We start from the raw sequence: 21236 nt of genomic DNA on the forward strand, positions 1-21236 counted from the left end.
TTTGAAAAGAAGGTCTTCGATAATCTAGTTATTGAGTAAAAGAGGAGTTAGGTGAAGACCACTTTCCTAACTTTCTTGTATGCAGCTACTTTGCTGTTTACGAAGTTCATTATCTCTTCTTCGCTCACCTTACCTTTGCATTCTTCCTTTAGTTTGACCTTCGCAACCGGTATTTGGCCGACGTCGCCGGCCGGTTCTCCCTCTACCGTGACTTCCTCTACACACGGGTGTTTCTGGAGTATTAACTCTAGATCCCTAGGGAATATGGGATAACCTTTGTATTTCAACATCCTCTTTCTAACTCCTTTGAAGTAATAGAATCCTTCCGAGTCTCTCGAGAGTATATCTCCGGTCCTCAACCACTTCTTTCCATCTACCACAACGAAGGCCTTCTCGTTCTCTTGAGGATCGGGATAACCCTTCATTACTTGCGGTCCTCTCACTAATAACTCTCCTTGATCCTCAACTTTCTGCAACGTATCCGGATCTACTAGCAACGCCTCTACGCCGGGCAAGGGGAACCCCAAGCTCCCAATCTTGTGCTTCTGCGGAGTGGTGGCGAATATCTGAGGAGCTTCGGTCATTCCATATACTTGAAGGAGAGGCTTCCCAGTAAGCTCCTCCCACTTCTGCTGGTCTTGGGGCGGTAGGTAAGCGCCGCCGCTCATTGACCACTTAAGGCTCCTACCAAGCTCCTTCACGAAACCTTCGTCTTCCTTCATCAACGTTTGGAATACCAAAGGTACAGCTACTACGTACGTGGACGGGAACTTCCTCGATAACTCCTTTATCTTGTCAATGTTAAATCTCTTTAATAGAATTGCTGTTCCGCCGCTCACGAGCGCGGTCATTAAGGCTGCGTCCAAACCCAGTACGTGGGTCAATGGAATAGTAACTAGGCTCACGTCGCTCCCTTCAATCCCCTCAGCTTGAACTAAGGGCATTATCGCGCCAGTGAACGACCTATGGGTGTGTATTACTTGCATGGTCCTTCCAGCTATTCCAGCATAATAGAATATTCTCGCATCGTCCTCGTAATTCACTTCTACTTCGTGTGAACCGGAAGCGTTCTTGAGGTCCTCTTCGTTCACCACTGGGTAATTACTAAGCGTGGCTCCTTCTCTTTCTATAACTTCCTTATCGGCAATTACTACCTTCGGTTTCGAGTCCTCGAGTTGCATCTCCAGGTCTTCCTTCTGCGTTAAAGCGTCTACTATGACTACTCTAGCCCCAGCGTAGAGGCTACCCAGCAAAGCGGTTACGAATTCGGGTCGGTTAAACATTATTAGGAAGGTAGTATCTCCCTTGTTCACTCCGTTTTCCTTCAATAAGGACGCAACCGCCTTACTTTTGTCTATTAGCTCCTTATACGTCATTTGAGTACCATCTTCGTACACCAGCGCTACTTTTTCTGGTTCGGCGTTGGCAGCTTTTTCTATTAATTTATGAACAGGTAATCCGGGGTCCTTGTATTCCATGGCTCTTCGAGCATTCTGAGACATATGCGATATATATCTTCGTATAGCGTCGCGTTCGTATTGCCTTTCCTCTCGCACGAAAAGAGGAATGCCTCGAGGATATCAAATGGTGAGCACTTTGATATCAAGTCTGTTAAGGAATGGTAGTAGCGGTTTGGAGCGCCGCCGGGATTCGAACCCGGGACCTCCGCCTTACCAGGGCGAAGTCATAGCTAATAGGATCCTTACCTTTTACTTGCTAGGTTGTTTGTTGACGCAATCTGATTATTTTACTAAAGCTGTTATATTTTGGTAACGAAGGTGTTCACAGTGGCACTTGAAGTGTCGTTTAGACAGTTGGTGAAAAGCGTCCCGTCTACCACATATGCCACACACGGTCTTTACATGCATCCTGCTAAATTCATCCCACACGTCGTTAGATTCGCGCTAGAGAAATATTCCAAAGAGGGCGATACTGTTTTCGATCCCTTCGCCGGACACGGGACGGTTGGTATTGAAGCGAAGATTCTGAACAGAAACGCAGTTCTCTGGGATCTAAACCCTATGTCTAGGGTTTTAGCTCTAGCATCAATGTATGACGGCGAGCTTAGGAAGAGCGATTTCATCTTAAAGGACGATTCTGGTTGCGAATTTGTTCCTAGTTGGAGCAACATTGATTATTGGTATCCTGAGGAATTCTTAAACTATTTGAGTAAACTGTGGGGCTTTTGGCACTATAATATATACGAAAGATACAAAGATAGGAACCTTGAGGCTAAGGCCTTCGTTCTGTCTATACCTCTCTTCAAAATTACGAGGTACTTCAGTTGGGCTGATGAAAAAATCGCTAAAACATATCGATCAAAGTATGCTAAAAGGAAAGTTGAAAGCTTATTGAAAGGAAATTGGAAAGCCGTGCTCTGGAATATGTACTGGAAAAACGTTAATGTGGTAATTAGGAAAGTATCCGAGTTCAAAAGGTATCGCCCGCATAAGATCGATGTGGTAATTAAGACCAGTTGGAAGAATAACGACAAACTTGCAATATTTGATAGTATTGTAAACAAGGTGGATAGGCACATTGACTTACTAATAACTTCACCACCTTATCTGCAAGCACAAGAGTACATTAGGAGTTTTAAGCTCGAACTCGCCTGGCTCGGATACAATGATAGGGATCTCAGAGAGTTATCGTCCAGGGAAATACCGTATAACAATCCTCCAGAGACAAATATCCGAAGCAACACTTACTGGAGCGTGAGAGAAATAATAGAGGGTTATAATAATAAGAAGTTATTGAAACTCTACGACGCATACTTCAAGTCCATCTTGGGCTTCTTTGAGAGAAACCAGGACGTGGTCGATACTATGGCAATATTCGTTGGGCCGGTAAAGGTTAGGACTTTGCGCGTTCCAATTGATGAGATAATCCGGGAGCATATGGAGGCTCACGGATGGAGACATGTAGCCACATATATTGATACAATAAAGTCGAGAAGGTTGTTTGAATCCAGAATTAACCCCGCTACTGGTATACTGGACGAGAGGACGCCTACCGAGCATTTATTGGTTATTACCAAATAAAGGAAGGTATGAAGAGGGTTAGTATAATGTCTAGGCCATTGCTGTTGCTTTATATAACTCCCCAAAACTTGTTCAAGACGAACAAGATATTAGAGATGCAATGGTCTGCAACTAAAACACTAACTCCATGTATAATGAAAATATTATATGAAGGAGACATTGATAAACGCCTTCATATATTCGATGAAATATTTACTGGACTCAAGAATCTAGAAGACATAGATGAGAATGATGTGTTAGGTAGAGTATCTATTTCTTGGTATTATATCACAAAGCTCCTTCATCAGTCAATAGGACCTAGACTCGGGAAATTTACAGAGAAGATAATCCAACATTGGATCAATACTAATGGTATCTTTGAGGTATTAGGCACTGACGTCCCTTTGGGATCAATTCTTCGTGAATACTTCAAAGTAAGATATAATTCTCGGAAAAAGATTGATTTTGTAATTCGTAGGAGATCTAATATGAGCTATAAGAAGGAATGGAACTTCATAGAATTAAGAACTAGTGAGCATACTGGGGGGAGAACAGCTCAGTTATCCTTATTGGATAAGTTCAATGATCTACTACGCCTTTTAGAGATAGATGGGTACTATACCAAGATAATCAATGTTGCCGAGTCGATCTATATGGATATTGCAATATTATTTTCGGAGCAACATGAACTTTTAAATAATTATAACTTTAGTAAGGGACGCCTAAGTTCTCTGATAAGTTACATTGTACAAGAGGATCAAATTTTGGGAAAAGTTGAAAAGCTTCTTAACAAAGGATTCGAGCTATTTGACAAATATTGTAAGGAACATGTAGATCGCGAATCCTTACAAACGGTACTTAATAAGGAGAGAGGATTCTGCTTAAAAGACGGCAAGATCAGTATCATTTTTAGAATACTGTTTGGAGACGAGTTTTTTAGATATTATACTGGCAAAACCATAAATCAACTTCTTAGTGAGGATCGGAATATAGCTGACGATCTTTGGTTCTATTTTGGCATTGTTCTAAACGAGTTAAAAGTCGCCAAAGTGTTTGGTAGAACAAATGTAAGGCTTATTTACGATATAATAAAAGAAAATGATATGGCTAAATCATTTAAAGACATTTATAATATTTGTACGGGCAAGCATAGTTCTCAATGTTCATTAGAGAAATATGTTCGTGAGGTAAATGATATTGTGCAACAGCTTGCGATTGGCCTATTGAATCACCTAGAACAAAAGAATCTTCCTCTAAGATTACTTGAGACGAACGATCATGTGAAAAATTGGATATATTTGAAAAGATTAGTCTATGCATCTCTCTCGTTGTATTTAACAAGGGATTTAGTGGGCGATACACACTTCAAACAATGTAAATGGAGTTAATACATGACTAATAAAAATAGGGATTCTATGATTATAAAGATTTCTATTTTAGTAGACATAAATTTAGTAGGGGTAGAAAGTTGGGTCTTTGTATTGAGATGAAGAGGTAAGTGTGTCCATTCATCTGGTGTTTAGACGCTATAATATATAAGAATACATAAGACACTCACACTACCAAGATAGTTAGTTTGTTTAGTACCATTGAGAATGTTTTTGCTGACTTCTATCCAAGCTTGTACTTGTATTATCTTGGAGAAGATACAAGACCTTTAGAATACGAGTTACATCCTAGTACTAAGCTTCTTGTTAGGAGAATTCTTGAGACTTATAGAATAACTCAAGTTAAGTGGGAAAATATTACTGGAGTACATTGGTTTTGGAGTTTGAATACTCTCCGCTTGGGGAGCCGATTGTGTCAGTAAGCATATTCGTATACAATGGTCCATTTGAAGGTGCTGATATAGAGGTTAACGTCCTACTATGGATTTATGATAATCAAGTTATCGAATCTCTCGAATCATCTTTAGTATCATTTTGGGTTATCCAACTTTAGATATGCTTTTGAGAAAAGTGGAGAGATATAAATAGATCTAAGATAAGGGTTTCTTGATTGAAAAGCCATTAGCAATTATCCAGAAGCTTTATCCGATATTTTGCGACTAGCCAAGATGGCTTGACTCCCTAATAAACAAAAATACTTTCTTATATTAGATACGATTAGTAGCCCGAAACCTCTGATAGGCGAATTTCACAGTTATACGATCATTATAGTCCTTATAGGAAAGATATTTTGGTGAACATGATTGTTGGAGAAAAAGGATATGAGGTTTATCTTCGGCCAAAGGGATAAAAGAAGTTGCGGAGATAATTATGGGAAATAGTGTTATATTGAAACCTTTAAAGGGTGATAATACATTGGAGGATGCATTTAACTCGATGGTTGAGGACATATTGTGGCCTTATGTAATGAAAGCTTTAAAGAATACTCGTACTCTGATAAGAGCTACTACAGAGCACTTCTTTGTCGAGTAGATGAATAAATTGGTCTCATCTAGGAAATAGATATACAAGTTTGGAACCATGCATTTTACTTCAACCTTCATCTTGCCTAAGTCGTTAACAAGCTGACACCAAGGATCACCTTTGAGTTTTCTATGTTTTTATTCCTCTTTTCCTCTTACACTTCTTTGCTTTCGATTTTGAGATTACAATAAAAATAGGCATATATCTTTCAATGTACCTCATAGAACTTTATCGCAAAAATCATTTAGTTGTAGCAATGATGCCGAGAGGTTTGATGGTCTTATTTCTACTACGATCCACTAATAGGACTTCCGGTGTCAGACACGATCAAGATAATTTATGTCATTACCCCCTTTCATATCGGAGCCTAGCGCCAGCGTAGAGGCTACCGAGTAAGGCGGTTACGAACTCGGGTCTGCTGAACAATTATTAGAAACGTGGTGTCCCCTTTATTTACCCATTTCTCTCTAAGTAACAAGACCGCTGCCTTACTCTTCTCAATTAGCTCCTTATACGTCATCTGAGTACCGTCTTCGTACACCAGCGCTACTTTTTCTGGTTGGGCGTTGGCAGCTTTTTCTATTAATTTATGAACAGGTAATCCGGGGTCCTTGTATTCCATGGCTCTTCGAGCATTCTGAGACATATGCGATATATATTTTCACGTAGCTCAGCTCCCCATTACCTTACCCCACTCGATTCCAAGGACTCAAAGGTTCCCAAACCGCTTTGCTTTCAAAACACTGAAAGTTCGAAGGCGTCCTCGGAAGAAACACTCGAATCTAGCTTAAAGGGTCTTTGAGCCTCGCGAATACCGTCGGTCAGGAAACCTTTTTATTAGGACGTGATGATGGAGGGCTTAATTAGACCGTCTTGGATGTTAAGAACCGTTAACGGAACGACTCGAGGGTGAATGGTAACCGAGGTCATTACTAAAGAGGTAGGGTGGCAGGAGAATCAGAAGAGAGAGCATATTTCATTAATTAACACGTTGGGGTCCCATTATCTCCCGCTGCCTTCGTGAGTAGCTTTGAGGTCTTACGTGTATCTTTGAGTTTTCGGCTTCCCTTGACCTCGAAATTTGAACTTCTAGCGAAGTAATTCGCTACCCTTGCCGAGCTTATTTTCGGATAGATAAAGCCGGAGGTGGGGGAGCTTGTTTAGGTGGAGCCGCCGCCGGGATTCGAACCCGGGACCTCCGCCTTACCAGGGCGGCGCTCCACCAGGCTGAGCTACGGCGGCGCGCTCAAGGAATTCGACCCCACGTCCATTTAAAAACGTTTTGATTGCGTGTGAAGTAGGTGATGAGGAACCGTGTTTCAGCCGAACGGTGAAGAAGTCGGTCGTGCACCGAGCTTTCAAAATAACCTCTCCAGGTTGTGTGACGGGACGTAAAGACCATGAGGAAAGGTTTGTTGGTAGTAACCTTCTTAGGCGTAGTAGCCGGCATGACCCTCAGAACTGCCAGTGCCTTCAAAGAGGTTCAAAGCGGTTGGACCTTCATGGCGAGCTTAGCGATAGGATTTTCCGTAGGTAGAGCATTAGTTTCTTTCGTATCTAGTAAGGCCGCTAATAAGTATGGAAGTAAAGTAACCGCGTTGGGATTCCTCGCCCTAGCTTTCATTGGCCTAGCCTATGCCTTAGGTCCGGTCGAACTCTATCCATTACTTAGGGTACTTCACGGATTCTCCTCGGGCATAACTTGGCCGTCTATGCAATCCGTAGTTATGGGTACAGCTAGTAAAGAGGAGCGCGCCAAGGTTTCCTCGCTGTACTTCTTCATTGGTACTATAGGTATGAGCTTCGCCTATCTAATAGGAGGTGTCCTTAGTAGGGAATCGCTCCTAGTCTTTCCGTTAATACTTATAGGTCTATCAATATATCTATTTAGGGAATCTATAAAAATAGAATTATCTAAGATCAAATCGGAAAAAGGCCTATTCAACCCACCTTCTTCGACGCTTTTCCTTATGGCAATGGCAACGGGTATGCTCAACTTGTTGGTCAATAGCGAAGTAACCATCTCCCTACTTTACTTAATGTTCGGCAAGATCATGGCTGGAATCTTCTTGTCGTTGGCTTCCGCCATAGGTAGCGTTGTAAGTTACTTCCTAGGACGTAAGATGTTGGATCTCAAGCAATCCCCAGCTTCAATTGTAGTACCGGCCACTGCATCAATAGCTTCTTCCCAACCTCTATTAATAGTCCATGACCCATACGCGAAAGTTGCGTCGATAGCCCTTACTCAAGGAACGATAACTTGGTGGAGGGGCTTACTCGTGGCAGCCGCGAGGAGCGGTGACGTCGGCGCTAGGATAGGCCTAGTTAACATGGGAAGGGACTTGGGCAACGTAATTGCTGGCTTAATAGTAAGCGCGATCGGTCAGCCAGGCTTCGCGTTCGCTCTAGGCGTTAGCTACGTAGTTACGACCCTTTCAATGGTTCCCCTACTTTCCTTAAAACGGTCCAACAATTCTCGATCAAGTTATATAAATCTGCAAGATGCATGAGATCTGGAGAGTGTACCATGGGACTAAAGGCAGCGCTTTTTCCAGACAGAATGTATAAAGTGCGAGCAATGGTCATTAAAGAGAAAGCTGACAAGCTAGTTGAACTGCTAGGCGAACTCCAAAGCTTCGAACCCGCCGAACCCAAGGTACCTTTCGGCAGACCCATTGAATGGGCGCGCCACGATTTGCTCGTAATCTTGGACCATTTGAACAAGTTCGAGCAATACCTAGAGTACTTCGAACTCAGCATCTTCCCCGAACCCGAGCAAGTATACAAGTTCAAGAGCTGGAAGGAGGCTTCCGAGGAAGCTATTAGAAAGGCTAAGGAAGTGGAAAAGGAGTTCGAAGAGAGATTAAGTAAGATTAAAGAAATAGAAGGCAAGATCTTCGAACTCAGCGCGCTCCTAAGCAAGCCCCAGTTGGTACCGGGCGAGGCCGTGAAGAAGTTAAAGGAAATAGTAGGCGATATGGTAGTTGAGAGACTCCCCGCGGAATTACAGACGGACTTAGTGGTCCTAGACGCTACTGCCAAGGAACTCTTGAAATTAACAGAGGAATTCGTGAGGAAGCTCGCTCTCAAGCTAATGAAGGTGCTCGAAGAGGAGAAGAGAGGGATTTTCGAAGAAGCCAGGCTTTGGGCTTTGGACAACGAAGGCAAGATCGCCGATACCTACGCTCTGTTGAAAACCGTTGAATCCTCATTAAAGGTGCTATCTAAAGCTAGAGAAACGGAGTACGTTATCTATATAGAGGGATACGTTCCCGAAAGTAAAGTAGCTAGGACCTTGAGGAGAATCGAGGAGCTAATAGGCGAGGGAGGCTTCGCATTAGTACACCAAGTCGACCTAGACGAAGAAACCCCTCCGACTTACGTCAACATCGAGAACGATAAAGTTGAAACTGCACTAAAGGTAGGTAACATATACGGTGCCCCCCATCCCAATGAGTTCGTACCAGCTGTAATAATGGCCTTTACTTTGCCGTTCATTTACATGTTCATGTTCCCGGACTGGGGTCACGCGTTAGTTTTGTACCTCTTCGGCTGGGGCCTGATTAATAGGAGAGAATGGGCTCTAGCGGTCTTTAAGCCCTTCGGCTTGAGGAGATTTACCGAAGGCACTGATTTCCTAGGTAAACTAATGATCATACTCGGAAGCGCGTCTATAATTACTGGTTGGCTTGCCGGCGAGTTCTTCGGGCCTCTAATAGGAGAGAGCCCCATAGATCCAGCTATATGGCTCTGGAAGGGATTAGGTCTACACTCCCCACCGCTCACTTTCGAGATACACTACTTGGGCGACACCGTACTCAAGTACGTACTGCTGAGCATAACTATTGGTTACTTCCATCTACTAATAGGTCACCTAATAGGAATAATCAACGAACTTAGGTTCGGTAGAAAGTGGAAGGCGTACCATTACGTACTACCGTTCATGATAATGTACTTGGCAGCTGGAGCCCCCTTCGTTGCTGGCTTCTTCGCCAGCGGACTCGGTAGCGACATCGAGCAAATGATGTACTTAAGCGGTAAGTTCTTCAGCGAATGGATGTTTGACATGAAGGCAGGGACCATAGGGCCTCTGCTAGTAGTCTTCATCCTTGCTCTACTATGGAGAGGATACGGTATTCACTTAGAGCTCGTTCACGAGCACGGAAAGAGCGAAGCGTCGATACTCGGTATGGAGCTGTTCGATAACTTCCTGCTAGTAATCAGTAACACAGTGTCTTACCTCAGGATTATGGCGCTCGCACTGGCGCACTGGGGTCTAGTCTTCGCCTTCCAAGTAATCGGTGAGATAGGAGGTCCAGTGCTCCTAGCAATACTATACGTGCTCGCTAACATACTAGTAATAATGTTAGAAGGCCTGATAAGCTTCATCCACGACATAAGGCTTCACTTCTACGAATGGTTCACTAAGTTCTATAATGACAGAGGGAGGATGTTCGAACCAGTTAAACAAGTAGCTAGAGTAAGAATAGAGTAATTTTTTTCCACACATTTAACTATACTGCTTTATGTAACAAATACAAATATATACTCGATATTCTCCCTCATTTCGCTGGGTTTAGTAGGTTGGTAATCAAGCCTGGGAAATACTTCGAAAGCGGTGCTTGGGCGGCCGCAATGGGCGCCTTAGTAGCGGGCGCCAACTTCTTTGCTTACTATCCAATAGAACCGGCGACTGACATTGCGGAGGAAATGGTCAAGCTCGGACCAAGGAACGGTATGGTTATCTTTGAAGCGGAGGACGAAATTTCGGCCTTAGGTGCTGCGATAGGCGCTTCTTGGGCTGGAGCGAAGGCTTTCACCTCAACCAGCGGACCCGGTTTCAGTTTGATGCAAGAGCACATTTCCTATGCTGCAATGACCGAGACTCCAGTTGTTCTAATTAATGGAATGAGAGAGGGCCCTAGCACTGGTCAAGCGACTAAAGCTGCACAGCAAGACGTCATGCAGGCTAAGTGGGGAGGACACGGAGACTACGAGGTAATCGTTTACGCTCCTTACAACGTCCAAGAGATGTTCGATTTCACGATAAAGGCCTTCAACCAAGCGGAAAGGTGGAGAGTACCTGCAATGGTAATGGCGGACAAGATGACAGTTCTCCTTATGGAAGAAATTACCATACCGAGGGAGGTCGAAATAGTTAATAGAAAGAGGCCTAAGGTCCCTCCGGAACAGTTCGAACCCTTTAGACCGGAAGAGGACCTCGTCCCGCCAATGCCCGTCTTTGGCGAAGGCTATAGAGTTCACGTAACTGGCGTCACCCATAACGAAAAGGGCCTTCCAGTAAGCGACGATCCTTGGGTTCACCACGAACTAGTTAAGAGGCTCTGCGATAAGATAAGGAAGAACAGGGATCAGATAGTTGAATACGAACTAGTAGGTTCGAACGTACCCGAAGTACTCATAGTAGCCTATGGATTCCCCGCTAGGGCCGCTAAGGAAGCGGTGAACATCCTCCTAGATAGAGGAATACCTGCTGCCCTATTCAGACCTAAGACGCTATGGCCGTTCCCAGACAAGGAGTTAAAGTCGGTAGCCAGCAAGGCGAGGAAGGTAATAGTTGTAGAATGGAACTACGGGCAAATGTTAAACGAAGTTTTGAAGGTTGTACCTGAAGAGAAGGTAAGTTTCGTTTATAGGATTGGTGAAATACCCATACCTCCTCAAGATATCCTTCGCGAAGGAGGTGTTTACATATGAGCCTTGAAGAAGCTAGGAGGAAGTTAACTCAAATGCCCCAAATGGAGCTCGCCAGGGCAGAGGCCTTACCTCACACCCTCTGTCCCGGGTGTGGAATAGGGACTATATTGAACACGTTCATTAGAGCCATGGACGAACTAGCGAAAGAGGGTAAACTAGATCCAAACAAGCTAGTCGTAGTATCCGGAATAGGGTGCTCTGGCAGAATAAGTGGCTTCATTAAGGCGGATTCAATGCACACCACCCATGGAAGGCCAATTGCTTTCGCAACCGGTATCAAGCTACAGAACCCCGAACTCAACGTATGGGTATTCGGAGGCGACGCTGATCTATTCCAAATAGGACTCAATCATACCTTACAAGCTGCTAGGAGGAACATTGACTTGAAGGTAGTAATGGTTAACAACTTCAACATAGCTATGACTGGAGGCGTGCCTACAGTAACTACTCCCCCCAAGGCTAGAACGAAGTACAGTCCCAGGGGATGGTTCGAGAGATCCTTCAACGTACCAAAGTTAATGGCGGCAGCGGGAGCGACTTACATTGCTAGATGGACTACTGCCCACGTCTTTCAGCTCAAGAACGCCTTCAAGAAAATGGCTCTTAGGAAGGGCTTTAGCTTCCTAGAAGTGGTCTCACAGTGCCCTGTATTGTTCGGAAGATATAATGAGTTCAGAGATCCTTGGACTATGTTAGAGTACTTCATGAAGAATAGCAAGATAGTTAAAGGCGAAGAGTTCCTAGAGGAAGCATCGATAGAGCTAGGTAAGCCGATTTTAGTAGGTGAGTTCTTGGAGAGGGAGGCTCCCGAGTACACTGAGTTACTATATGCGGGTGAGGGGGTGGTAAGGAAATGACGGTAGTTGATGTTAGAATTACTGGAATAGGCGGTCAAGGTATATTAACAATGGCGAAAATACTAGGATCTGCCCTAGTTAGAGAAGGAAAGTACGCTACCTTAATACAGAACTTCGACACTTTCATTTCCGGCGGCGAAAGCACGGCCGACATGAGAATCAGCGACTATCCCATAGAATATCCAGTCTTCGAGAAGGCCGACATAACTGTATTCATGGCCAAGAAGACCTACCCCAGATACATTAGGAAGGTCAAGGACGGTGGAATAGTAGTATTGAACTCAGACGTTATCGACGAGGAACCCATAGGGAACTTCCAAGTAGTAAAAGTCCCAGCGTCTAGCATTGCTAGGCGTCTCGGAAACGTCAGGGCCTCAAACATGGTTATGTTGGGGGCATTGGTCTCGAAGCTATCTCTCGTTAATCCCGAAATAGTAAAAGAATTAATTAAAGAGAAGTTCGGTCAGAAAGCTGAGCTTAATTTAAAGGCCTTTGAAGAAGGAATGAAAATAGGGAGGATGATATAAATGGTGAAGTGGAGGATTGAAATCATAGAGGATTTCTGCAAAGGTTGCGAAATATGCGTCAACATATGTCCCGTGACCAACCTATACAAGAGCGGCAAAGTGGACAAACCAGTACTGCGAATGAGCGATAGGTTCGGATATCAAGGATACCCAGTAGTAGAAGTCGTGGACCCTACGAAGTGCACTGGATGCCACCTTTGCGATTACTCGTGTCCAGACCTAGCTATTCACGTAATAAAAGAAGAGTAAAACCTTATTTGTTTTCACTTTCCCCTCACCAGGGAGTTTGGAGATGGATGTTTGGAAGGCATTAGAAAATGCCAACGCATCCGTTCAAAGGAAAATAAATAGGTTAGAGAGAGCGAGGGACAACGTTCCGCTCGAAGGCGCCAGAGGTATAGCTGTTGCCAACATCTTAACTAATATGATTTCAATTCTCGAAGAAGTTAACAAGTTGATCGCGTGTTTCCAGAACTTGAAGGACACTTCCGTTGTTAAGGGCAATAAAGTTAAACTAGTAAACAACACTTACTGGAAGTTCTATACTGATGGCGATAAATTGATTGTAACTAGACACGACCCCTCAATAACCGTAGTGATAGGCGACGAGAACGTTAGGATTTCTCTCAAAAGCAAAGACGAGAAGGGCGCGAGCGCAGTTTTCAGCGACGGTAGCTTCTCGATTAGGAAAGATAAGTTGACTATCGAAGGCAACTATACTAATTACGAATACCTACTAGAGAAGGACTATTACATTAACTACGCCTTGAGACCGATAAGTAAGGCAATTAAGAGGAGAGTGCCGCACGTACTAACTCAGTTGAAGATGTTAGGAATTCAATGTCCAAGCTGAACGTAATCGTAATCGTAAATTACTTCGTCCATCTTTTGAACGAAATCCCTTATGTATCTTATAGGAACTATAATGGAATCGGAAATCAATGGTCGCCCCTTCAATGTAACCACTATCGGTATCCCTATCTTCCCGTACTTCCTCAAGTAATCCGAAGCCTCAATTACCTTCAGCCTGTGCTCCCTGGCAACTTTCTTTATCGCTTGAATAGAGCCCTTGTTCCATGCCTTACATTCAATAACGAATACCTTCCTCCCATCGTACGCTATTACGTCAAATTCCATTAATCTCTCTAAGGTTCTAAATCGAACAGAGTGTCGAGTTTGGAAACCGGCCTCACTAAATATCTTCATAACGTACCTCTCGAAGGAGCGCCAACTTAAGTACCTAGCTACCTCGCCTTCGCTCAAGTAACCCCATATAACCGCCCATAGAGCTAGGTCCTCCTTCGAATCTACACAGACCTCGTTTCCTTTAGTGTAAATGAATTCGGAGAGAAGGAGTTCCGGGCGTTTCGCTTTCACGCAACCGTTCTTCAGTAGATTTACTATAAGGTCCCTTACATCCACTGCGCTCCACCGAAGTTCCCTTCCCCAGTTCCTTCAAGATCTTTACTAGACTCGCCTAGAGACAGCAATCTTCGTAAGAGATCTTAATCTTACCGAATCAGTATTAACCAAAGTCAAGCACAGTACTGCGGGCGTGGGCAAGAGTAATGACGATTGAGGATCGAGTAAGGAACATTATTAGTTACGCGCTCTTCGGGGCAACTCTGATCCTTTCAACATACAATTTATACTATTCATTACCTCTATGGGTTCTATTAGTAATTTACGGTTTCAAAACTAATAGGAGCTTGACTACCTTTCTTCTAACTAGAGTAATAGATGCCCTAATAGTCCTTCTAGCGGTCCTCGTGATTACAGTAGCAATGTTCAGTGGAACAATCGCCGAAATAAAGAAGGAAATGATAATTGATAACATAAAGAGAAGTGTAATGTCGAACCCGCAACTCGTCCAGAAATTAGGGGAGCACGTAAAGGAATACATCCAAGAGACTGCTGAGAAGATAATAAAGGCTCAAGGACTGGATAGGCCGTGGTACGAGAACCTCCCGGCCTACCTTTCCGGCGTAGTGACCCTCGATTTGAAGAGTCAGATACTCACCTCCAATAGCGGTTCCAGGGTAGTTAGGGACATAATTATGGAGAGGTTGCCGAAAACAGTCTTACTCTTCACAACTTCAACAATAGTAACGATCGTAATAGGCATAGTGGTTGGCATGATTGCAGCCAAGAAGAGGGGAAGCTTGCTAGATAAGCTCGTAACGGTGTTTGCCATGATTACCGCGAGCTTCCCGATGTGGTGGGTTGGTATGATAATGATCCAAGTGTTCGCTTACGCCTTAAACGTCTTTCCTTCGGGAGGAATGCACACCATACCGCCGCCTAGCGGAATAGATTACTACTTAGACCTCCTATGGCACATGGCCCTTCCCCTCATGACTATAGTGCTCGTCTCGTTCGGCGGTTGGGCATACGTTACTAGGAACATACTCTTGGGAACCTTAAAAGAGGACTTCGTGCTAGCAGCTAAGGCACGTGGATTGTTAGAAAGAACGGTACTGATTAGGCACGTTTTGAGACCCTCCCTACCACCGATTGTAACTATAATGGCCCTCAGCTTACTAGCCTCCCTTACTGGCGCGATAATCACTGAAATAGTCTTCAATTGGCCCGGAATGGGAATGCTATTCTGGGAGGCAATAGAAACCCTTGACGTTCCCGTAATACTCGGGTTAACCTACGTTTCTACATTGCTTTTCGTCGTAACGATGTTGATCTTGGACATCGTTTACGCTATACTCGATCCTAGGGTAAGGAGGTGAGTGGTACTTTGATTCGAGAAGTTCTGTCCCAACGAGCTGGTCTGCTTGGAGTAGTGCTCCTCTTGATCTTGGTTACCGCGTCAGTAATTACACCCACTATTTACGGAGAGTACTACTCTTTATGGAAGGACACGGACTATTGGGCGATATATCCCAAGGCAGTCCCCCCATCGTGGATCAACTACTTCTCTTCACAGAAATTACCCGAAACGGAGGTAATAGGACCTAGTAACGTAACTTCGAGTAAGGTATACGGGGTAGCGAAGAAGGTAACTTTAGTATTCTCAATTGACTATCATTACGACGTTCCCCCGCAAGACCTCCTCCTAAAGCTCAATTCGAGCTACCAATCACCTCCCGCTGTAGTCTTGATCGTTAAAAGGCCCGATGGCACTGCTATTAAATTACTTCAAACTTCCGCGTCCCAGCTCCAAGAGATAATCTCTATAAATACACTCGATCTCGTCAAGAACAGCTTGTACTCGTGGCTCCTCGAGAAAGGCGCTAACGTTACGTCTCCTAGCGCAATAATTCCTTCTGAGGTCATATTCAAGGAACTGGATGGAAATAGGGTCCTGAAAGGTAAGTATGAATTCGTCATTGAAGCAATTGGAATCGGGAACTTTACTTTAGATTGCGAAATGATACTTGAAGGCAAGGTTTACGGTCTACTTGGAACCGATGTGTTCGGCAGGGACCTTTTCATTTACTTAGCGCTGGGACTGCCATATGGAATGCTAGTAGGCATCCTTTCCAGCTTAATAGCGTCTCTAATAGGAACAATTTACGGACTCGTAAGCGGATACTTCGGTGGAATTACTGACAAGGTTATGCAAAGAGTACTGGAAACTTGGTACTCCATACCCGCGTTACCGCTACTTATAATGGCTGCAATAGTGTTCAAACCTTCGATATGGTTAATCATAGTATTCATTTCGATATTCGCGTGGATGGGAGTAGCTAAGGTAATTAGATCAATGACTCTCCAAGTGAAGAACAGCACCTTCGTAATTGCTGCCAGAGCATCTGGTGCTACTAATAAATGGATAATGTTCAAGCACATACTACCCCAACTACTCCCCTACACCATGGCTCAAGTCGCGCTAGGAGTTCCGGGAGCTATAATAACTGAGCTCTCTCTAGACTTCCTAGGCTTAGGTGACCCTAACGTACCTACTTGGGGTTGGATTCTCCATGATGCGAACGTTTACGGAGCGGCCGTTAATGGATACTGGTGGTGGATCGCGCCCCCAGGTCTAATGGCGGCCATACTCGGCCTAACTTTCGCCCTCATAGGATATGCCATGGACGTGGTACTCAATCCCAGGTTAAGGGAGTGATTGGAGGTGAGAGAGCGTGATAGAGGTAAACGATCTCAAAGTATACTATTATAGCTATAGAGGGGTCGTTAAGGCAGTAGACGGGGTGTCCTTCCAATTAAGAGAAGGAAGGAGCTTAGGCATTGCGGGAGAAAGCGGCTGTGGGAAATCCACCACTGCCATGGCATTAATGAGGCTAATAGAGCCCCCTGGCAAGATAGTTAACGGTAGCATTAAGATAGACGACGCGGACATACTGCAATTAGACGAGAAGACTCTTAGGAAGGAAATCAGGTGGAAGAAAATAAGTATGGTATTCCAGGGAGCCATGAACTCCTTAACGCCAGTATATACTGTCTTCCAACACTTCGTCGAAACTGCCAAAGCACACGGCTATCAAGCCGGAAAGGAGGAGTTACGCGAAAAAGCAATAGAACTTCTCAAGAAGGTCGGTCTAAAAGAGGACGTTCTATATAGGTATCCTCACGAACTTTCGGGAGGACAGAAGCAAAGGGTAGTAATTGCATTAGCGTTACTTCTGAACCCTAAGTACTTGATTGCAGACGAACCTACTACTGCATTGGACGTAGTGGTTCAAGCCCAAATACTAAACGAACTGAAGAAGCTTCAAGAGAGCGGTATAAGCGTCATACTGATCACGCACGACCTCGGAGTCCTAAGCGAACTCAGTGACGACGTAATGGTGATGTACGCTGGTAAAGTAGTTGAGTACGGTCCCATAGAAAAGGTCCTAGGTAACCCGTTACACCCCTATACTAAACTTCTATTAGACGCAACTCCCAAGCTCCGCGGAGGGGAACTGAAATGGATACCGGGAAGTCCTCCAAACTTGATCGATCCCCCTCGAGGATGTAGGTTCGGACCGAGGTGTCCGTACCGCTTCGATAAGTGCGATACAGAGCCCGAGCTGATAGAAGTCGAACACAACCACTGGGTGGCGTGCCACCTTTACCGATGAGGTTCTGGTCCGGGTCCCGATTCGTGAGGAAAGTCTATGGCCCCCCTATCCGAGGGTATTTCCCCAACCATCTAACTAGATTAAGGAATACCGCGTTCTTCACGTCCTCCTCACTTACGCCCTTATCGGAAGATATTATTCCGATTAGTTTCCTCACCCGACTCGGTCTCAAAACCACTCCCCTGTAATTGTAGGGTCCGTCGCTCTCAGTCAAGATTGCTTTCAAAGGCGTAGCTTGAAGGACCTTCAAGTGCTTTCTCTGAATATCAATAGCGGCGTTTATTCCTATGAAGTATCCTTGACCAACTATTTCCTCTAGCAAGTCTAAGGGGCCGTTGTACCAATGAAAGTAAGCCCTCTTAATATCGTACTTAATTAAGAGATCGAATACTTCCCTCCATGCGTCTAGGGCGTGCAAATTGAGCGGTACGTCGTATTCCCTCGACATTCTCAAGAACGCTTCGAAGAACCTCCTCGCTTTTTCCTTGTTTCGCACGTACCTGTTATCTAACCCCACTTCCCCTAAGCAATCAGCATTTTCGATTAGGGACTCTATTTCAATTAGGTCCTTCTCCGAAGCCTCTTCTACGCTCCACGGATGGACCCCTATGCACTTAATAGCATTCATTTCCAAGGTCTTCTTCGAAGATTCCAGATCATCGGATACAGCCACTATGACGTCTACTTCATTAGACATAGATGGGTCCTCGTGTAAGTGGACGTGAGCGTCTACCAGCGGCGCCCCAGCTCCCTTCCAGTTCAACATTTAGCTCAAGCCCCGATTAACTCGGAAGGGAGGTATTTTCACTCGATTAGAAGGCTTCGAACCTCAGCAAACCAACCACGTCTCCGAACGCCCTCAACCTCTCGCCAGCCTCAGTATCTCTGGGAACTATTATCACTTCAGCTCTCGTCTTCTCCGCGTTTTCTATGGTTTGGATCGCTTTCTCTCTTATCTCGTCGTTCTCATGATGAAGTAATCGATCGGATATGACTAGCTTCTCGATAGCACCCATTACGGAGGCGTTGAGGCAATCCTCTAGGCCGTAGCATACGTCCCTCCTATCCTTCGCTATTCTTTTGATCGCTTCTTCAATTACTTCGAGCGCCTTAACGCTTTCCAAGTCCTTTATTACATCGCCTAACGACCCCTTCTTAATAGCCTCTAGAACTCCTACCCTATCGCCGCTCGAAACGGTATCTACCTTTACGTTTAGACCCATTGCCCTTAACTCGTCTGCAACCCTTTCCTTAAAGAAGCCTGGACCAACAACGACTACGTTCTGAATACCTCTCTTGTTTAGCTCTTCCAGTACCTTCTTGGCTAGTTCCTTTACGTTTGCCTTTACTATAGCTTCTCTGTTCTCGTCTAGCTTACCGGGTATCTGCATAGAACCCTCTAGGACCCATTCGATGCCTTGCCCCCTCACTATTGCTAGCGCGTAGTCGTCCGTATCAACGCTTAAGACAGCTACCTTCGGTTTCTTCATTGACGCTGCTTTCACTTTCCTTACGATGTCTTCGGACCCGTTTTCCCTTATTATTGTAAGTTCCTTTCCAGGATAAGCCCTTATTGCGTGTGAAGAACCCTTCAATCCGAACCTATCTGGTCCCTCTACTACAGTCCCCCTAATTCTCAATACTTGGGCGAACGGTTGGAATTCTATATCGCTTACCTTAATGGTGAGGGTCATCGGAATTTTCTCTTTAGAACCACCTTTAGCTATGCTTCTAACAGTCTTCGCTCTGACGAGGTCGCCTTTCCTTAAGATGGTGTATAACGTCCAGAGGTCCTCCTCGTCCTCCACCCTCAGTTTCACTTCTCCTTTACTCGGATTGACCTCCAGTAGTTTCAATTTCCACCCAACCGAGTTAACGTTCAACAAGGTTTAAATCAAATAGGAGATAAGTTTAGCGTAGTTAGGGTCGGCCCACCTCCCACGCTCACTGGGACCCCTTGACCCCATTTACCGCAAGTGCCTGGCCTCAGATCCATTTCCTTCCCAACGGCCTTAACCTCTTTTAGCATCACTAGAACGTTCCCGGCTATGCCCATCGGCTTCAGGGGATACTTCTCTTCACCGTTCTCTACGTACCACGCCTCTTGGCTCATGAAGAAGAACGTACCGTCGTTCTCGGCGTTACCTCCCGAGGTATCGTATATTACGACTCCCCTTCTCAGCTCTCTCATCAGCTCGTCCTTACTCCAATCTCCCGGCTTTACGTAGGTTACTCTCATCCTAGGAATTACTCTATGAAGTGGACTCTCGTGCCTGCCGTTGCCGGTGAGCGGTAAGTTCAGTTCGGCTGCATACGCTCTATCGGTTAAGAAACCGTTCACTACCCCGTTCTTAACTATTTCCACGTCCACGGGTTTCACGCCTTCGTCGTCGTAGAATATCGATCCCCATTCGATACCGCTTCCGGGCGAATCAATTACAGTAACGTACTCCGGCGCTATTTTCTCACCTTTCTTGAGCGGCGAACCGGCTTTGACGTGATCGGCCTCTGACATGTGGCCCAGCGCCTCGTGAACCATAACTCCTATTGCCGGAGGTAGGAGGAGCACCTCCCATCTTCCCGGCTCTATTCCCTTGCCCCGAAGTTGATTCTCCGCTTTTCGGACGGCCTTCTTGACTACGGAGACGGGGTCCGTCACGTATCCCTCTCTCGAACCTTCGCTCCAGTAACCGCTTCCCCTCTGCCCCCCTTCTTCCAAAGTTACCATTGAAGAGTGAATTGAGTAACTTAATCTCTGAATTATTTCGCTCCCTTCGCTAGAGGAATAGAGTTTGTAACCGTATACTTCTCGGTATGCAGCAATAACGGAGCCCTTGGCCAGTTTAACCATCTCCTTGACGTCCCTTACTTTCCTTTCAAGCTCCACGTCCCAAGGAGGAACCTTGAGTTTTTGCGATACTCTATCCACGATCGGCTTAGTTTCTGCAAGCGGTCTTTCACCTAGAACTTTGTAAGACTTAATGGCTACCTCTAAGGAATCCAACGCCTTCCTTGGATCGTTAGTGTAAGCTAGACCGCTTCCGTTAACCCTAATTCCTAGGGTCCATTTAGAGTTCTTATTTAGGGTTAATTCTTCTCTAGAAGAGCTTATAGTGAGGGAAACCAGAGAGGTTACGAAAACTTCCGTCTTTACCCCTCTCTTCCACCCCTCTTCTATGACCTTTCTCGCTACTTCTAACGTTTCCCCTTCACTGGGCAGGGTTGTAGGTAAGTTCCAACTCACCATCTTTCTTCACCACTACCACTGTCCCCTCTACTTCCTTGTAGTTACATTTCCTGCAATACCATTCGTACGTCACGCGGAACCCTTCCCTCATGCCTTCCGTGATCAATCTCAACTCAAGGGGAGCTTTCTTACACCTCTTACACAGCCTGCTCCCCCATTCAATGACCAAACCCACGTCCGAATCCACAACGACGTTCCCGCTCTTACCTTCGAACTCCTTCTCCTTATGTAATTCAATTATGAGAAAACCTCTGGGCTTCAGTGAGTATTCCTTCGAAACGTCTTGATCCTCCAATCTTACCCTTATCTTCGCTGGGGTCTCATTGGGGTTAGTTATTATTATGTAATACTCACTGCCATCGAAGTACCCCAGTACCTTCTTCGACGTCCACGAGGTCAACTCTATCTTCCTCGAAG

Annotated in this window: 19 protein-coding genes and 1 tRNA gene; 12 read left to right on the forward strand and 8 right to left on the reverse strand. The window is 45.0% G+C overall.

All coding sequences use genetic code 11. The annotated features are described in order from the left end of the window. Nucleotides 1-47 precede the first annotated feature (47 nt). Nucleotides 48-1478 carry a class I adenylate-forming enzyme family protein gene (locus tag EYM_RS04605; RefSeq protein ID WP_083495051.1) on the reverse strand — a complete coding sequence of 477 codons (1431 nt, stop codon included), beginning with the start codon at nt 1476-1478 and terminating at the stop codon, nt 48-50. Between the two features lie 309 nt (nt 1479-1787). Between EYM_RS04605 and EYM_RS04610 the strand changes: the two genes are divergently transcribed. Both EYM_RS04610 and EYM_RS04615 read left to right on the forward strand, forming a co-directional pair. Next, nucleotides 1788-3041: a DNA methyltransferase gene (locus EYM_RS04610; protein WP_217221068.1), complete on the forward strand. Its 1254-nt coding sequence runs from the start codon at nt 1788-1790 to the stop codon at nt 3039-3041. Nucleotides 3042-3067: 26 nt separating this feature from the next. Continuing rightward, the gene (locus EYM_RS04615) at nt 3068-4408 is read left to right on the forward strand and encodes a hypothetical protein (RefSeq protein WP_075049890.1); all 1341 of its coding nucleotides are present in this window, start codon (nt 3068-3070) and stop codon (nt 4406-4408) included. Between the two features lie 1408 nt (nt 4409-5816). Here the strand turns inward: EYM_RS04615 and EYM_RS04620 are convergent. Continuing rightward, nucleotides 5817-6053 (reverse strand): hypothetical protein, encoded by a 237-nt coding sequence (locus tag EYM_RS04620; protein ID WP_157058767.1) that lies wholly within the window; start codon nt 6051-6053, stop codon nt 5817-5819. Between the two features lie 543 nt (nt 6054-6596). Continuing rightward, nucleotides 6597-6673: transfer RNA gene (locus EYM_RS04625), tRNA-Thr, on the reverse strand. Nucleotides 6674-6831: 158 nt separating this feature from the next. On the opposite strand from EYM_RS04625, the gene EYM_RS04630 reads away from it, so the two are divergent. From EYM_RS04630 to EYM_RS04660, 7 genes are all read left to right on the forward strand, one after another. Continuing rightward, nucleotides 6832-7941, forward strand: a complete 1110-nt coding sequence (locus EYM_RS04630; protein WP_075049892.1) for an MFS transporter — start codon at nt 6832-6834, stop codon at nt 7939-7941. Nucleotides 7942-7958: 17 nt separating this feature from the next. Then, nucleotides 7959-9926: a V-type ATPase 116kDa subunit family protein gene (locus EYM_RS04635; RefSeq protein ID WP_075049893.1), complete on the forward strand. Its 1968-nt coding sequence runs from the start codon at nt 7959-7961 to the stop codon at nt 9924-9926. Nucleotides 9927-10015: 89 nt separating this feature from the next. Next, nucleotides 10016-11149, forward strand: coding sequence for a 2-oxoacid:acceptor oxidoreductase subunit alpha (locus EYM_RS04640; protein ID WP_236943404.1), 1134 nt, complete (start codon nt 10016-10018; stop codon nt 11147-11149). Next, nucleotides 11146-12006 carry a thiamine pyrophosphate-dependent enzyme gene (locus tag EYM_RS04645; protein WP_075049894.1) on the forward strand — a complete coding sequence of 287 codons (861 nt, stop codon included), beginning with the start codon at nt 11146-11148 and terminating at the stop codon, nt 12004-12006. The genes EYM_RS04640 and EYM_RS04645 overlap by 4 nt, the downstream gene beginning before the upstream one ends. Beyond that, nucleotides 12003-12533, forward strand: a complete 531-nt coding sequence (locus tag EYM_RS04650; protein ID WP_075049895.1) for a 2-oxoacid:acceptor oxidoreductase family protein — start codon at nt 12003-12005, stop codon at nt 12531-12533. The genes EYM_RS04645 and EYM_RS04650 overlap by 4 nt, the downstream gene beginning before the upstream one ends. Continuing rightward, nucleotides 12534-12782, forward strand: a complete 249-nt coding sequence (locus EYM_RS04655) for a 4Fe-4S binding protein (RefSeq protein ID WP_075049896.1) — start codon at nt 12534-12536, stop codon at nt 12780-12782. A gap of 43 nt (nt 12783-12825) precedes the next feature. Then, a complete protein-coding gene (locus EYM_RS04660; protein ID WP_075049897.1) occupies nt 12826-13386 on the forward strand; it encodes a hypothetical protein in 561 nt (186 codons plus the stop codon). On the opposite strand, the gene EYM_RS04665 is transcribed toward EYM_RS04660, so the two are convergent. Then, nucleotides 13371-13955 (reverse strand): restriction endonuclease, encoded by a 585-nt coding sequence (locus EYM_RS04665; protein ID WP_075049898.1) that lies wholly within the window; start codon nt 13953-13955, stop codon nt 13371-13373. The two genes, EYM_RS04660 and EYM_RS04665, sit on opposite strands and share 16 nt — an antisense overlap. A 146-nt stretch (nt 13956-14101) precedes the next feature. On the opposite strand from EYM_RS04665, the gene EYM_RS04670 reads away from it, so the two are divergent. The 3 genes from EYM_RS04670 to EYM_RS04680 are packed head-to-tail and all read left to right on the forward strand — an operon-like array spanning nt 14102 to nt 17572. Next, nucleotides 14102-15274, forward strand: coding sequence for an ABC transporter permease (locus EYM_RS04670; protein WP_083495054.1), 1173 nt, complete (start codon nt 14102-14104; stop codon nt 15272-15274). Beyond that, entirely contained in the window at nt 15271-16614 is a 1344-nt protein-coding gene (locus EYM_RS04675; protein WP_075049899.1) for an ABC transporter permease, read from the forward strand. Before EYM_RS04670 ends, EYM_RS04675 begins: the two co-directional genes overlap by 4 nt. Before the next feature lie 16 nt (nt 16615-16630). Next, complete coding sequence (locus EYM_RS04680) at nt 16631-17572, forward strand: ABC transporter ATP-binding protein (RefSeq protein ID WP_075049900.1); 942 nt, start codon at nt 16631-16633, stop codon at nt 17570-17572. Nucleotides 17573-17606: 34 nt separating this feature from the next. On the opposite strand, the gene EYM_RS04685 is transcribed toward EYM_RS04680, so the two are convergent. Genes EYM_RS04685 through EYM_RS04700 form a run of 4 tightly spaced genes read right to left on the reverse strand, consistent with a single transcriptional unit; the run spans nt 17607 to nt 21219 of the window. Then, complete coding sequence (locus EYM_RS04685; protein ID WP_075049901.1) at nt 17607-18338, reverse strand: TatD family hydrolase; 732 nt, start codon at nt 18336-18338, stop codon at nt 17607-17609. A 46-nt stretch (nt 18339-18384) separates the two neighbouring features. Beyond that, nucleotides 18385-19428 carry a pelota family protein gene (locus EYM_RS04690; RefSeq protein ID WP_075049902.1) on the reverse strand — a complete coding sequence of 348 codons (1044 nt, stop codon included), beginning with the start codon at nt 19426-19428 and terminating at the stop codon, nt 18385-18387. A gap of 38 nt (nt 19429-19466) precedes the next feature. Then, a complete protein-coding gene (locus EYM_RS04695; protein ID WP_075049903.1) occupies nt 19467-20819 on the reverse strand; it encodes a TldD/PmbA family protein in 1353 nt (450 codons plus the stop codon). Next, complete coding sequence (locus EYM_RS04700) at nt 20782-21219, reverse strand: hypothetical protein (RefSeq protein ID WP_075049904.1); 438 nt, start codon at nt 21217-21219, stop codon at nt 20782-20784. Before EYM_RS04700 ends, EYM_RS04695 begins: the two co-directional genes overlap by 38 nt. Between the last annotated feature and the right edge of the window lie 17 nt (nt 21220-21236).

It is taken from the genome of Ignicoccus islandicus DSM 13165 (assembly GCF_001481685.1).
GTDB lineage: Archaea > Thermoproteota > Thermoprotei_A > Sulfolobales > Ignicoccaceae > Ignicoccus > Ignicoccus islandicus.

Excerpts from the sequence above, each read along its gene's own strand:
- EYM_RS04620 (WP_157058767.1), bottom strand. The coding sequence starts at position 6,053 with ATGGAATACAAGGACCCCGGATTACCTGTTCATAAATTAATAGAAAAA.
- EYM_RS04615 (WP_075049890.1), top strand. The coding sequence starts at position 3,068 with ATGTCTAGGCCATTGCTGTTGCTTTATATAACTCCCCAAAACTTGTTC.
- EYM_RS04695 (WP_075049903.1), bottom strand. The coding sequence starts at position 20,819 with ATGGTGAGTTGGAACTTACCTACAACCCTGCCCAGTGAAGGGGAAACG.
- EYM_RS04660 (WP_075049897.1), top strand. The coding sequence starts at position 12,826 with ATGGATGTTTGGAAGGCATTAGAAAATGCCAACGCATCCGTTCAAAGG.
- EYM_RS04645 (WP_075049894.1), top strand. The coding sequence starts at position 11,146 with ATGAGCCTTGAAGAAGCTAGGAGGAAGTTAACTCAAATGCCCCAAATG.
- EYM_RS04630 (WP_075049892.1), top strand. The coding sequence starts at position 6,832 with ATGAGGAAAGGTTTGTTGGTAGTAACCTTCTTAGGCGTAGTAGCCGGC.
- EYM_RS04655 (WP_075049896.1), top strand. The coding sequence starts at position 12,534 with ATGGTGAAGTGGAGGATTGAAATCATAGAGGATTTCTGCAAAGGTTGC.
- EYM_RS04670 (WP_083495054.1), top strand. The coding sequence starts at position 14,102 with ATGACGATTGAGGATCGAGTAAGGAACATTATTAGTTACGCGCTCTTC.
- EYM_RS04685 (WP_075049901.1), bottom strand. The coding sequence starts at position 18,338 with ATGTTGAACTGGAAGGGAGCTGGGGCGCCGCTGGTAGACGCTCACGTC.
- EYM_RS04650 (WP_075049895.1), top strand. The coding sequence starts at position 12,003 with ATGACGGTAGTTGATGTTAGAATTACTGGAATAGGCGGTCAAGGTATA.
- EYM_RS04605 (WP_083495051.1), bottom strand. The coding sequence starts at position 1,478 with ATGGAATACAAGGACCCCGGATTACCTGTTCATAAATTAATAGAAAAA.
- EYM_RS04635 (WP_075049893.1), top strand. The coding sequence starts at position 7,959 with ATGGGACTAAAGGCAGCGCTTTTTCCAGACAGAATGTATAAAGTGCGA.